Below are 13,741 nucleotides of genomic sequence, written 5' to 3'. Positions count from 1 at the left end.
TGCCGTAACGAGGTGTCAGGCGCTGCCCGGGCGGTTCGCGTTGCGGGCCAGGCCCAGTGCGTACTCGGGCCACCAGGTGCCGGCGGAGGGCCCGCCCTTGCAGGGGCCGTCGGAGTCGCCGGGACGCTTGATCCAGAGGTAGGCGTCGATGAGGGGGTCGCCGGTGCGGGTGGTGGGCGGTTCGCCGAGGGCCCGGCCGGGCGGGTTGCACCAGGCCTCGTCATGGCCGCCGGACAGCGGTCCCCGGCCGTTGCGGCTGGTGTCGATGACGAAGTGCTTGCCGCCGAGCTCGGCCGAGAGCTCCTTGCCGTACGCCGTGTTGGCCTGCGTCGTGTAGAAGTTGGACGTGTTGAGGGCGAAGCCGTCCGCCTGCTCGATGCCGGCCCGCCACAGCGGTGCGACGAGGCTGCCGGGGTCGCGGACCCAGCCGGCGTTGCCCGCGTCGAGGTAGACCCGGGTCCGAGGGAGCGACTTGAGGGTCTCGACGGCGTAGGTCAGCAGCGCGTACCGCTCCTCGTGGAAGGCGGCCGGGGTGCAGCCGTCCACGACGTGCGTCAGCGCGTCCGGCTCCAGCATCACGGTGGCCCGGCGGTCGCCGATACCGTCGGCCACCTCGTTGAGCCAGGCCCGGTACGTGTCGCCGTCGGCGGCCCCGCCCCGGGAGTACTGGCCGCAGTCGCGGTGCGGGATGTTGTAGACGACCAGCAGCGCGCGGCGGCCGGCGGCGGTGGCCGCCTCGGTGAAGCCGCGGGCCTGGCCGGACGGGTCGTCGGCGCCGATCCACTCGGCGACCGGTTCGGAGGCGATGCGTTCCAGGAGCCGGGCGTCCTGGGTCCGGCCGCTCTTCCGCCACAGCGAGACCTGTCGGGCGGCCGCGCTGTCGGGGTTGACCCAGAAGGGCGCGCCGGCCATGGCGGCGGTGGGCGCGCGGGTCGCCCCGCCGGTGGGCCGGCCGGGGCCGGAGCAGCCGGCGAGCGCGGCGGCCAGCAGGCCGAGTACGGAGACGGCGCAGGCGGCCCTGCGCACCGGGCCGGTGTTGGTGCCGTGCATCCACTCCCCCTTGGATGGCGGGACGAGACCGGTCAGCATCAATCCTGACATACCGCACCGTCAGAATGCGGTGTGGATGCCACTGAAAGGTGACAAGTCGGGCGGCCCACCGGGCGCTCCTCGCGGGACGAACGCACCGTCAGGTGCATGGCTGCGCGGGGCCCGGCGCCTGAGGGCGACCCGCCGGACCGACGCGTCGTGGCGCCAACTCGCGCTGATTCGGCGGCGATTGGCTGTTCTGCGCTGTTCCGCCCGGTTCGGTGCTGTTCCGCGCTGTTGGGGGCCGAGGCCGGACGCGGCCCCCGCTACCGGGCGAGCCGCACCGTACGGCCCTCCCGGGCCGACAGCCGGGCCGCCTCCAGCACGTCCAGCGCGTCGGCCGCCTGGGCCGCGGTGACCGGCGGGGGCGTACCGTCACGCAGGGCGGTGGCGACGGCCGCGTAGTACGCCGGGTAGTCGCCCGGCAGGGTGGGCACCGGGCGGGTGTCGTCGCCCGCGCCGATCGTGCCCCGGGCCGACTCGGGCACGGTGCCCCAGCCGGGGCCGGGCCGCAGGCCGTCGCGCAGCGCCGCCTCCTGCGGGTCGAGGCCGTGGACGACGTAACCGGCGCTGCTGCCCAGCACCCGGAAGCGGGGGCCGAGCCGGGCGGTGGTGGCGCTCATCCACAGGTGTGAGCGGACCCCGCCGGTGTGGCCGATGGCGATGAAGGTGTCGTCGTCGACGTGGGCGCCCGGCCGGCGTACGTCGGACTCGGCGTACACGGTCGCCGCCGGGCCGAAGAGGGTGAGCGCCTGGTCGACCAGATGGCTGCCCAGGTCGTACAGCAGGCCGCCGATCTCCGCCGGGTCGCCGGACTCGCGCCAGCCGCCCTTGGGCTGCGGCCGCCACCGCTCGAAGCGGGACTCGAACCGGGAGACGGTGCCGAGTTCACCGGCGGCGAGCAGGGCGGCCAGGGTCAGGAAGTCGTTGTCCCAGCGGCGGTTCTGGAACACCGACAGGAGCAGCCCGCGCTCCTCGGCCAGTGCGGCCAGCGCGCGGGCCTCGGCCGCGGTGCCCGCGATCGGCTTGTCGACCACCACGGGCAGCCCGGCTTTCAGCGCGGCCTCCGCCAGCGGCACATGCGTACGATTCGGCGACGCCAGCACGATCAGGTCCAGTTCGCCGGCGCGGTCCCACAGCTCCTGCGGGGCCGCCGCGATCCGTACCCCAGGGTGCTCGGCGCGGGCCTGTTCCTGGCGGTCCGGGTTGGCGGTGACCACGGTGTCCAGGGTCAGACCGTCGGCGGTGGCGATCAGCGGGGCGTGGAAGACGGAGCCGGCCAGGCCGTAACCGACCAGACCGGCACGCAAGGGGGTGCGGGGGGTGCGCGAGCTGTGGGGGGTACTCATGGGTTCACCCAATCAACGCCGTCCTCCGGCCGCAAACCCCGCCCCCGGCCACCCCGCCCCGCCCCGCCTCCGCCCCGCCTTCGTCACGGCCGGGCCAGCAGCAACAGCACGGCGTCGTCGGTGAGCGCGCCGCCCGCGTGCCGGACGAGGTCGGCGTAGAGCCGGTCGACCGCGGGCTCCAGGTCGTCCGCCGTGCCGGCGACGATGCCGGCGGCGCGCTCGGCGAGCGGGTAGAAGCCGCCGGTGTCGGGGGAGCGGGCCTCGATGACGCCGTCGGTGCACAGCACCAGGACGTCGGCGGAGCCCAGGGCCACGGTCCACGGCTTCGGGGCGCCGGCGGGGGTGAGGTCGCCGAGCCCGAGGGGCAGCCAGGGGTCGGGCGGGTCGAGGGTGCTCACGGCCCCGTCGGCGGAGACCCGCAGCGGCGCGACATGGCCGTAGTGCAGCAGTTCGACGTGCCGGGAGCCGCGGAACTGGGCGAAGAGCGCGGTGGTGAACTCCCCGGTCAGCTCGGTGTCCAGATGGCGGCAGACGCTGGTGTCGACCCGCTCGGCGACCCGCCCGAGCCCGCCCTCGTCGTACGCGGCCTCCCGGAAGGCGCCCAGCACGACCGACGCCGTCTGGACCGCGCCCAGACCCTTGCCCCGTACATCGCCGACCAGGGCCCTTACGCCGTGCGGGGTGTCGAGCACCGCGTACAGGTCGCCGCCGATCTGGGCGGCGTCGGACGCCGAGACGTACCGGACGGCCAGCCGCACCCCGCCGACCCGGGGCCCGGGCGGCCGCAGCAGGGCGTGCTGGGCGGCCTCGGCGACGGAGTGGACCGCCGCGTAGGCCTTGCGGCCCTGCTCGTACCGCCAGGCGATGTACGCGCTGAAGGCGGTCACCGTCAGATAGCTGACGACCTGACCCTGGAGCAGCCGCCGGTCCTCCGGGTCCAGTACCCCGTCGAACGGGGCCAGCGCCGCCTGGGCCAGCAGCCCGATCAGGCCGACCACCAGGGTGCGGCGCCAGGTGGTGGTGATCGCGGCCAGCGCGGGCGCGATCACCATCATCGGGGTGACGAAACGGTCCCGGCCCGCCACGAGGTCGGTGGCGGAGATCGCGACGACCGCGAGCAGCGGCAGGGTCATGCCGGGCCGCAGCGGCCGCGTGAACAGCCGGGCAAATTTCACTTAATGAATATAGGCGGACAAAAGCAACTGTGGGAAACCTGTGCGCACCGGGCGGAACCATCGCATCGCGTCCGGCCGTTTCCCCAGCGGCATGAATACGACGATCAGGCGCGCCTCGGTCTTCTGCCTGCTCCTGGTGCTCGCGCTGCTGGTGCGCGTCAGCTGGCCGCAGGCCGTGGAGTCCCAGGCCCTCGCGGACGACAAGCACAACCAGCGCAACGCGATCGCGCGCCACGCGAACCCGCTGGGCGACATCATCGTGGCCGGAAAGCCCGTCACCGGCTCCAAGGCCACCAGCGGCTCCCCGCTGAAGTACCGGCGCACCTACCCGGCCGGCGCCCTCTACGCCCCCGTCACCGGCTACAGCTCGCAGGTCTACGGCGCGACGCAGCTGGAAGGCATCTACCAGGACGTCCTGGACGGCACCGACAGCCGTCTGGTCACCGTCTAGAAGACTGCTGAAAATCTCATGTTCTGGCCCCGGCTCGGTGGAGTCGGGGCCAGTCTTGTAGGCATGCAGGGTGAGTGGGCCGGGGAGATGGTCGGGCCGGATGTGTGGGAGACGTGCCGGGAGTTGATCCCGGTGGGGAGTGTGTTCGCGTTCCTGGCCGAGCATCGTGAGGTGCTGTTCCCGCCGGGGATGTTCGCGGACATGTATCCGTCGTCCAATGGCCGTCCGAGTCTGCCGCCGCAGGTGCTGGCCGCGACGGTGGTGCTGCAGAGCCTGCAGGGGCTGTCGGACTTCGAGACGGTCCAGGAACTGCGGTGTGACCTGCGGTGGAAGGCGGCTTGCGGGCTCGGGCTGTACGACACCGCGTTCGATCCGTCGCTGCTGACGTACTTCCGGCGCCGCTTGCGTCATTCGGCCGATCCGATGCGGATCTTCACCAAGGTCAGGGAAGTCGTGGCCGCGACCGGCGTGCTCAAGGGCAAACAGCGGCGCGCGCTGGACTCCACCGTGCTCGATGACGCGGTGGCCACCCAGGACACCGTCACCCAGATCATCTCCGCGATCCGCCGGGTGATCCGCGAGGTCCCCGGCGCCGACGAGGTGGCCGCGGGGCACTGCCGGGCACACGACTACACCGACCCGGGCAAGCCGAGGATCGCCTGGGACGACGAGAGGGCCCGCGCCGCGCTGGTCGACGCGCTGGTCACCGACGCCCTCAACCTGCTCGGGCACCTGCCCGAGCAGAACCTGGGGGAGAAGGCGGCGAACGCGGTCGGCCTGCTGGCCCTGGTCGCCGGGCAGGACGTGGAACCCGCCGAGGACTCCGACGGACGCGACGGGCGCTGGCGCATCGCCAAGCGCACGGTGGCGGACCGGACGGTGTCCACCGTTGACCCCGACGCGCGGCACATCCACAAAAACCGCACCCGTCACCAGGACGGCTTCAAAGGGCATGCGTCCTTCGAGCCGGAGACCGGGCTGTTCACCGCCGTCGCCCTGACCAGCGGCTACGGCCCCGACAACCACGAGGCCGCCGTCGCCGCCGGTCTGCTGGCCGACGAGGAAGAGGGCGCGGAGTTAACCGTGCTCGGCGATTCCGCCTACGGCACCGGCGACCTGCGCGCGCAACTGCAGGCCGACGGCCACACCCTGGTGATCAAGCCGCCGCCGTTGCGGCAGGCAGTCCCCGGCGGGTTCACCGTCGACGACTTCCGTATCGGCCTGACCGCAGGCACCGCGACCTGCCCGGCCGGAAACACCGCCAACCTCGGCCAGATCAAACCCGACGGCGCCCGCACCGCCCAGTTCAAGGGTGTGTGCGCCGACTGCCCGCTGCGGACGCGTTGCACCACCTCCAAGACCGGACGCACCCTCAACGTCCACCCCCAGTACGAACTGCTGGCCGCCGCCCGGGCCCAGGCCGCCACCGACCCCGTCTGGAAGGACGAATACCGCCGATGGCGGCCACCCGTCGAACGCGCCATCGCCTGGCTCGTCGCCAAGGGCAACCGCCGGGTTCCCTACCGCGGCGTCATCGCCAACAACATCTGGCTCCACCACCGCGCCGCCGCCCTCAACCTCCGCCGACTGATCAACCTGGGACTCACCCGGACGAGCAACACCTGGCATCTCACCCCAGCCACCGCATAGCAAAAGGGCCGCCCGGCCTGCGGCCGGACAGCCCCTCGACAAGATTTTCAGCAGTCTTCTAGGACACCCTCACCGGCGCCTCGCCCACCCCCGGGGACGTCGTCACCACCATCGACCCCGCCGTCCAGAAGGCGGCCTCCCGGGGTCTGGGTTCCAAGAAGGGCGCGGCCGTCGCCATCGACCCGTCGACCGGGGAGATCCTGGCGGTGGCCTCCACCCCCTCGTACGACCCGTCCTCCTTCAGCGGCAACACGTACGCCGAGGGCAGGACCTTCGCCGAGCTCCAGGCCGACAGCGACAGCCCGCTGCTCAACCGCGCCCTGCGCCAGACCTATCCCCCCGGCTCGACCTTCAAGCTGGTCGTCGCCGCGGCGGCGCTGGAGAACGGCCTGTACGACTCCGTCACCGAGGCCACCGACTCGCCCGACCCGTACACCGCCCCCGGCACCACCACCGCGATCACCAACGAGAACACCGCGGCGCCCTGCGAGAACGCCAGTATCGAGACCGCCCTGCAGTACAGCTGCAACACCGTCTTCGCCAAGCTCGCCGTCGACCTGGGCCAGGCGAAAGTCAGGGCCGCCGCCGAGAAGTTCGGCTTCAACACCGACGACCTCGACATCCCGGTCCGCGCCGCCGAGAGCGTCTGTCCCTCAGGGATGGACGAGCCGCAGACCGCGCTGTCCGGCATCGGCCAGTTCGACGACACCGCCACCGCGCTCCAGATGGCCATGGTCGTCGCGGCCATCGCCAACGGCGGGGAACTGGCGAGCCCGCACATGGTCTCCAAGGTCACCGACGGCGACGGCGGGACCATCGCCTCCTACTCCGACGGCCACACCACCCGGGTGGTCGGCAAGGACACCGCGGAACAGCTGCGGAAGGCCATGGTCAACGTGGTGCGGAACGGCACCGGCACCAACGCCCGTATCAGCGGCGTCGAGGTCGGCGGCAAGACCGGCACCGCCCAGCACGGCGAGAACAACAGCGGCACCCCGTACGCCTGGTTCGTCTCCTACGCCACGGCGGACGACGGCAGACAGGTCGCGGTCGCCGTCGTCGTCGAGGAGTCCGGCGCCGCGCGGTCGGAGGTCAGCGGCAACGGGCTGGCGGCACCGATCGCGAAGTCGATGATGCGGGCGGCCCTGAACTGAGCCGGACCGAACCCGGCCTGACGTCAGGCGTGTTGCCCGCTGTGAACTCGCTGTGGCAACGGCCGGGAATGTGGTTCCCGGGGCGGGTGGGACTGCCTAGGGTCCGAGTGTCCTTTCTCCCCACCGCACTGGAGGACCCCTGTGCGCAAGAGAATGATCACGTTCGCGGCCGCCTCCGCAGCCCTGTTACTGGCGATCCCGGCCTCGGCGGCCGACGCCGGGCCCGGGGCCGCCGGGATCGGCGATCCCTACTACCCGACGTACGGGAACGGCGGCTACGACGTCTCGCACTACGACCTGCGGCTGAAGTACCGGCCCGACACCGACCAGTTGGAGGGCACCGCGACGATTCTGGCCACGCCGACGCAGGACCTGACCCGCTTCGACCTGGACTTCGCCCTCGACGTGGACGAGGTCAGGGTCGACGGCAACACGGCGGTGTTCGCGGCGAGCGGGGAGCAGGAGCTGGAGATCACGCCGGCCAGGACGCTCACCGCCGGCAAGCAGGTGACGGTGGTGGTCCGCTACCACGGGGTGCCCTCGGCGGTGCAGCGGTACGGCTTCACGTCCTACCAGCGCACGGCCGACGGGGGCGTCCACGCCAACGAGCCGGAGGCGGCCTGGTGGTGGTTCCCCAGCAACGACCACCCGCTGGACAAGGCCACGTACGACGTGTCGGTGCTGGTGCCCGACGGGACCCAGGCCATCAGCAACGGGGCTCTGGTGTCCACGAGTTCGAAGCTGGGCTGGACACGCTGGAACTGGCGGCAGAACAAGCCGCAGGCGACGTATCTCGCGACGCTGGCCCTCGGGCACTTCGACATCACCACCGGCACCAGCGACGGCGGGATCCCCGTGATCAACGCCTACTCCACCGACCTCGGCGACAACGACGGCGCCGCCCGCGCGAGCGTCGAACGCACCGGTGAGATCGTCGACTGGCTGGCCGGCTACTTCGGTCCCTACCCCTTCGCCACCGCCGGGGGCTATGTCCCGAACGTGCCGAGCGGCTTCGCGCTGGAGGCCCAGACGCGGGTCTTCTACAGCCCCCGGCAGTTCGCGGCCGGCGCCAACACCTCGGTCGTCGTCCATGAGCTGGCGCACCAGTGGTGGGGCGACAGCGTCTCGCTGGAGCGCTGGTCCGACATCTGGCTGAACGAGGGCTTCGCCCGCTACGCCCAGTGGCTGTGGTCCGAGCACGAGGACGAGGGCACCGCGCAGGAACTCGCCGACTACGTCTACGCCGCGCACCCGGCGGACGACGCCTTCTGGAACGTGGCCCCCGGCGACCCCGGCGCCGACAACCAGTTCGACATCGCCGTGTACGACCGGGGCGCGCTGGCCATCCAGGCACTGCGCAACCAGGTCGGCGACGACGCCTTCTTCCGGATCCTCAAGGCCTGGCAGACCGAGCGGCGGTACGGCAACGGCACCATCGCCGACTTCCGGGCGCTGGCGGAGCGGATCTCCGGGCAGGAACTGGGCGGACTGTTCAAGACCTGGCTCTACGACACCGCCAAGCCGGCGGCACCGGCGGCCCACGCCCTGGGGGTGCGCACGACGCGGACGGAGCAGCCCCGTTCGTGGCAGCGGATCCAGGCCACCGACGACGTCCACGGGTCGTGACACCGGTGACGCGGGCCGGTTGACGCGGGGCCGGTGACGCGGGGCCGGTGGTGCGGGCCGGCTGACGCGGGGCCGGTGACGCGGGCCTGTTGACGTGACTTCGGGCTCCTTCCCTGATAGCTGATGGTCGGTCAGCTTCAGGGAAGGAGCACCGGCATGCCCCCACGCCCGCCCGCACCAGTGCCCGCCGCCACACCCCCGTCCGTATCCCGCCGTACCGCCCTGCGTCTGTTCGGCGCGGCCGTCGCCACCGCCACTGCCACCGCCACCGCCAGCGCCTTCACGGGTGCGGTGCCCGGGGTCCGGGCGGCGGACCCCGCACATGTGGAGCGGCTGCTCGCACGCCTCACACTCGACGAGAAGCTCACCTTCCTGCACGGGGCCACCGATCCGGCACCACTGGGCCAGGCGGGTTACCTCCCCGGAGTGGCCCGGCTCGGCATTCCGCCGCTGCGGCTGTCCGACGGCCCGGCCGGCGTGCGGGTGACCGCGCACGCCACGGCGCTGCCCGCGCCCGCGCTGCTGGCCTCGGCGTTCGACCCGGCGCTGGCCCGGGAGTACGGCCGGGTGATCGGCCGCGAGGGCCGCGCGCTGGGCCAGGACGTCCTGCTGTCGCCCATGGTCAACCTGATCCGGACCCCGTACGCGGGCCGGAACTTCGAGACCTTCAGCGAGGACCCGCTGCTGGCCTCGGACCTGGTGGCCGCCGAGGTGGACGGCATCCAGGGGCAGGGGCTGATCGCGACGGTGAAGCACCTCGCGTTCAACAACCAGGAGTACGAGCGGGAGTCGGTCGACGTCGTCGTGGACGAGCAGACGATGCACGAGACCGAGCTGCGCGGCTTCGAGGCCGCCGTACGGGCCGGCGCCGGAGCCGTGATGGGGGCGTACAACAAGGTCAACGGGGTGTACGCCTGCGAGAGCCGCTATCTGCTCGGCACCGTGCTGCGGGAAAGGTGGGGGTTCACGGGCTGGGTGATGACGGACTGGTCCGCCGCCCACAGCACGGCCGCCGCCATCAGCGCGGGGCTGGACATGGAGATGCCGGACGGCAGCTACTTCGGGGCCGCGCTCGGCCGGGCGGTCGCCGACGGGACGGTGCCCCTGGCACTGGTCGACCGCTCCGTACGCCGCGTCCTCACCGTCATGGACCGTTTCGGGCTGCTCGACGGCGGCGCCCCGCCCCGCCCGGCCCGGGACGCCGCCGCCGGGGCCCGGACGGCGCTGAAGGTGGCCACCCGGGGCGGGGTGCTGCTCCGCAACGAGGACCGCGCCCTGCCGCTGACCGGGGCGGCGGCCCGCAGCATCGCGGTGATCGGCCCCACCGGGCGGTTCCCCTTCGTGAGCGGCGGGGGCAGCGCGCATGTCGTCCCGGACGCGGCACCCGGCCCGCTGGACGCGATCCGCGCGAGAGCCGGGAGTTCCGGGAGCCCGGGGAGCCCCGGGAGCGTCACGTACGCCCTGGGGGAGGACCTCTACGGCCGGGTCTTCTTCGAGGACACGATCACCGCCGGCGCCACCGGTGCCCCCTACCGCCACGAGGTCGGGCTGACCGCCGCCCAGGACGGCGAGTGGACGCTGCTGATCCACTACAGCGGTGCCCCCACCGCCCGCCCCCGGGTCGTCCTCGACGGCGCGACCGAGCTGTTCCCCCGGGCGGCCGGCTACGGCGAGTACTTCGGCGCGGGCCTGGTCTCCACGACCCCGGACGGGCTCTCCGTCCGCCGCCGGACGCTCACCCTCACCGCCGGCACCCACCGGCTGACCGTCACCGGTACCGCCGCCACGGCCTTCCGGCTGGCCCGCGTCACCCCCGGCTCACGCGCCGAGGACGTCGCGGCGGCGGTGCGGGCCGCCCGGCAGGCCGAGGCGGCGGTGGTCTTCGCCTACGAGGACGCCACCGAGGGCCAGGACCGTACGACGATCGGGCTGCCGGGCCACCAGGACGCGCTGATCGAGGCCGTCGCCGCCGCGAACCCCCGGACGATCGTGGTCCTGAACACCTCCTCCTGCACCGCCATGCCGTGGCTGACCCGTACGCCCGCCGTCCTCCAGATGTACTACCCGGGCCAGGAGGGCGCCGCCGCCACCACCGCGCTGCTCTTCGGCGACGCCAACCCCGGGGGCCGGCTCAGCCAGACCTTCCCGGTCTCCGACCACCGGCACCCGGTCGCCGGCGACCCGCACCGCTACCCGGGGGCCGACGGCCGCGAGCGGTACGCCGAGGGCATCCACATCGGCTACCGCTGGTACGACCAGGAGGGCGTCCTGCCCCTGTTCCCCTTCGGGCACGGGCTGTCGTACACGACGTTCGCCTACACGGACCTGGCCGTCGAGCCCGAGGGACGCGGCGGCCACGGGCTGCGGGTGCGCTTCACCGTGCGTAACACCGGACGCCGGCGGGGCCATGACGTGCCCCAGGTGTACGTCGGGCCGTCCCCCGAGCCGCGGCTGCCGCAGGCGCGGAAGGTGCTGGCCGCGTACCGGCGGGTCGAACTCGGCCCGGGGCGGTCGCGCACCCTGACCCTGCGGGTCCCGGACCGGGTGCTGTCGTCCTGGGACCCGGCGGTGCGTCGCTGGGTGCTGGGGACGGGCCGGCGCGCGGTGCATCTGGGCGCGTCGGCGGGCGATCTGCGGCTGAGCCGGACCGTCGAGGTTCGTTAGTAAGTTTCCTTACGAAGTCCTGCCGCCGCGCCCCGCATCGGGGGGTTCGTTAGTCAGTTACCTTACGAACCCCCGCCACTCCCGCGACTCCCCGAACCCCCGCGACTCCCCGAACCCCGTGACGCCCCGAACCCCGCGGCCCCAACCGCGCCAGCAGCAGCGCGACATCGTCGTCGGGGCCGTGGTGCAGGGCGTCCAGCACCACGTCGCAGGCCTGCTCCAGGGGCCGCCGCTCACCCTCCAGCAGAGCCAGCAGCGTCCGCAGCCCGACGTCGATGTCCCGCCGCCGGTCCTCGACGAGGCCGTCCGTGAAGAGCGCGAGCAGTGCGCCCTCCTGCAACGTGTACTCGACCGCCCGGAACGGCACGCCCCCCACTCCCAGCGGCACACCGACCGGGACGTCCAGCAGTTCGGCCCGGCCGTCCGGCGGGATCATCACCGGGGGCAGATGCCCCGCGCTGGACAGGACGCAGCGCCCGGTGGCCGGGTCGCAGACCGCGTAGACGCAGGTGGCGATGGATTCGCCGCCCAGGTTGACCGGGATGTCGTCGAGGTGCCGCAGCAGCTCGTCGGGGGCCAGGCCGAGCTGGGCGAAGGCGCGGGTCGCGGTGCGCAGCTGGCCCATGATCGCGGCGGCCTGCACGCCCTTGCCCATGACGTCGCCGACGATCAGCCCGACCTTGCCGTCCTTGAGCGGCAGCACGTCGAACCAGTCGCCGCCGATGTCCCTGACGGCCGGCAGATAGCGGAAGGCGATCTCCATGCCGTCGATCTCCGGCGGTGCCTGCGGCAGCAGGCTGCGCTGGAGGGCGAGGGCGGTCTCGCGCTCGGCGGCGTAGAGCCGGGCGTTGTCGATGGAGATGGCGGCGCGTGCGGCCAGCTCGCAGGCCAGGGTGCGGTCCTCGTCGTCGAAGGGCTGATCGTTGCCGGTGCGGAAGAGGCTGAGCGTGCCCAGGACGTCGCCGCGGGCGATCAGCGGCGCCGCCAGGTACGAGTGGGCGCCGCAGGCCAGCAGCACGGCCGCCGCCTCGTCGTTGCGGGCGATGCGCCGCATCATCCGGGGGTCCACCCGCCGGACCAGGAGGGCCTTGCCCAGCCGTACCGACTTGGTGATCAGCCGGGTCGGCCCGTAGGAGGCCAGCTCGCCCACCGGGTCGGCGGCGCCGATGGCGTCGCCGGGGCTGCCGGCGGCCACCGCCAGCGCCCGGAACTGCGCGGAGCCGTCGTCGTCCAGGACCGGGTCCGCCGACGTGAGCCCGTTGAGCACGGAGTCCAGGACGTCCACGGCCGCCATGTCGGCGAGCCCGGGCACGGCCACGTCGGCCAGCTCCCGGGCGGTCTGGTGGAGGTCCAGGGTGGTGCCGATCCGCGTACCGGCCTCGGCGATCACCGCGAGGCGGCCGCGCGCCTGGGCGATCTCGTTGGTCTGCCGTACGCGTTCGGTGACGTCGACGGCGGAGGCGGCCAGGCCGAGCACCTTTCCCAGCGAGTCCTCGATCCGGTAGTACGAGACCGACCAGGCGTGCTCGTGGTCCGGGTCGGCCACGGTCCGGCCGGTGAGCTGGAGGTCGATCAGCGGCTTTCCGGTCTCCAGGACCTGCCGCAGGGCGGCCTCCACCGCGCCGGAGTCCACGTCGGGTGCGATCTCCCCGGCGCGCAGGCCGAGCATCGCGGCGACCGGTATCCCGGTGATCTGCTCCTCGGCCCGGTTGGCCCGGACCATCCGCAGATCGGTGTCGAAGACCGCTATTCCGATCGGCGACTGCTCGACCAGGCTGTTGGAGACGGCCAGGTCGGTCTCCACGCTCCGTACGGCGGCGACGTCGGCGCCCATGCCCAGTGCGTAGATCCGTCCGTCGGCGTCGTCCATCCGCATATTGCGGAACTCCACCTGCCGGGTGGTGCCGTCCCTGAGCTGTACCGGGAATACTCCCGCCCAGGACTCACCCGCCCTGACCTGCTCGAACAGCTCCATGACCCGGGGGAGGTTCTCCGGGGCGACCAGCATCGCGCCGCTGCGTCCCAGCACCTCGTCCGCCGGGTAACCGAACAGTGTTTCGGCCTCGGGGCTCCACAGGGTGATCCGGCCCTCGAAGTCCAGTACGAACGCGGCCATCCGCAACAGGTCCAGCAGGCCGCCAGGCGCGGCGGCGGCATCGGCCCGTGCCGCTTCTGCCTCGCCGACCCTGGCCCCGAGGTCGTGCGCCCGCATAGTGGTCCTCTTTCCTGCCGCCTACCCCCGAAAGGTGTACGGGAGCGTAGCCGCCGCCCGCCCCTTCGCGCGGGCCACCGATGAAGACAGGTGCCATTCGCCCTATTTTCGCACGGGGACGGCAAAGAGACGGGGAAACGCAGAAGCGCCCCTCCCGGAGGAGGGGCGCCTCGTGAAGGTGCGCCGTCAGGGACTTGAACCCCGAACCCGCTGATTAAGAGTCAGCTGCTCTGCCAATTGAGCTAACGGCGCTCACCAACGAGACCATCATACGTGGCCGGACGGGGTGCCCCTGACCACCCCATGACCGCCCCGCCGGGCGCCCGGCGGCTCCCGCCGGCCCGGACGTGACCGTGGAGCAGTCGGCCGGA

The 13,741-nt window shown here is 72.7% G+C and carries 7 protein-coding genes, 1 tRNA gene and 2 pseudogenes; 5 read left to right on the top strand and 5 right to left on the bottom strand.

What is annotated here, in order from left to right; all coding sequences use genetic code 11:
• Positions 1–15 precede the first annotated feature (15 nt).
• From RWE79_RS14805 to RWE79_RS14795, 3 genes are all read right to left on the bottom strand, one after another.
• Positions 16–1,050 (bottom strand): glycoside hydrolase family 6 protein, encoded by a 1,035-nt coding sequence (locus RWE79_RS14805; protein ID WP_475940536.1) that lies wholly within the window; start codon positions 1,048–1,050, stop codon positions 16–18.
• Between the two features lie 305 nt (positions 1,051–1,355).
• Positions 1,356–2,438 (bottom strand): Gfo/Idh/MocA family oxidoreductase, encoded by a 1,083-nt coding sequence (locus RWE79_RS14800; RefSeq protein ID WP_475940535.1) that lies wholly within the window; start codon positions 2,436–2,438, stop codon positions 1,356–1,358.
• A gap of 83 nt (positions 2,439–2,521) precedes the next feature.
• Positions 2,522–3,613 (bottom strand): PP2C family protein-serine/threonine phosphatase, encoded by a 1,092-nt coding sequence (locus tag RWE79_RS14795; protein ID WP_475940534.1) that lies wholly within the window; start codon positions 3,611–3,613, stop codon positions 2,522–2,524.
• A 91-nt stretch (positions 3,614–3,704) separates the two neighbouring features.
• Between RWE79_RS14795 and RWE79_RS14790 the strand changes: the two are divergent.
• The 5 genes and pseudogenes from RWE79_RS14790 to RWE79_RS14770 all read left to right on the top strand — a co-directional run.
• Positions 3,705–4,052: pseudogene (locus RWE79_RS14790) on the top strand (penicillin-binding protein 2); the annotation flags it as partial.
• A gap of 75 nt (positions 4,053–4,127) precedes the next feature.
• A complete protein-coding gene (locus RWE79_RS14785; protein WP_475938642.1) occupies positions 4,128–5,714 on the top strand; it encodes an IS1182 family transposase in 1,587 nt (528 codons plus the stop codon).
• Positions 5,715–5,776: 62 nt separating this feature from the next.
• Positions 5,777–6,868, top strand: a pseudogene (locus RWE79_RS14780) (penicillin-binding transpeptidase domain-containing protein); the annotation flags it as partial.
• 153 nt (positions 6,869–7,021) lie between these two features.
• Entirely contained in the window at positions 7,022–8,494 is a 1,473-nt protein-coding gene (locus RWE79_RS14775) for a M1 family metallopeptidase (protein ID WP_475945816.1), read from the top strand.
• 156 nt (positions 8,495–8,650) lie between these two features.
• Positions 8,651–11,158, top strand: a complete 2,508-nt coding sequence (locus RWE79_RS14770; RefSeq protein ID WP_475940533.1) for a beta-glucosidase — start codon at positions 8,651–8,653, stop codon at positions 11,156–11,158.
• Between the two features lie 49 nt (positions 11,159–11,207).
• Here RWE79_RS14770 and RWE79_RS14765 read toward each other — a convergent pair whose 3' ends face one another.
• Together RWE79_RS14765 and RWE79_RS14760 are read right to left on the bottom strand one after the other, a co-directional pair.
• A complete protein-coding gene (locus RWE79_RS14765; protein ID WP_475940532.1) occupies positions 11,208–13,370 on the bottom strand; it encodes a SpoIIE family protein phosphatase in 2,163 nt (720 codons plus the stop codon).
• A 179-nt stretch (positions 13,371–13,549) separates the two neighbouring features.
• Positions 13,550–13,622, bottom strand: a tRNA-Lys gene (locus tag RWE79_RS14760).
• Positions 13,623–13,741: the final 119 nt, after the last annotated feature.

This window comes from Streptomyces sp. RLA131, assembly GCF_056270125.1.
This window is presented reverse-complemented; position numbering and strand designations above follow the sequence as displayed.

Coding starts and splice junctions, on each gene's coding strand:
- RWE79_RS14805 (WP_475940536.1), bottom strand. CDS start 1,050: ATGCACGGCACCAACACCGGCCCGGTGCGCAGGGCCGCCTGCGCCGTC.
- RWE79_RS14800 (WP_475940535.1), bottom strand. CDS start 2,438: ATGAGTACCCCCCACAGCTCGCGCACCCCCCGCACCCCCTTGCGTGCC.
- RWE79_RS14785 (WP_475938642.1), top strand. CDS start 4,128: ATGCAGGGTGAGTGGGCCGGGGAGATGGTCGGGCCGGATGTGTGGGAG.
- RWE79_RS14775 (WP_475945816.1), top strand. CDS start 7,022: ATGATCACGTTCGCGGCCGCCTCCGCAGCCCTGTTACTGGCGATCCCG.
- RWE79_RS14770 (WP_475940533.1), top strand. CDS start 8,651: ATGCCCCCACGCCCGCCCGCACCAGTGCCCGCCGCCACACCCCCGTCC.
- RWE79_RS14765 (WP_475940532.1), bottom strand. CDS start 13,370: ATGCGGGCGCACGACCTCGGGGCCAGGGTCGGCGAGGCAGAAGCGGCA.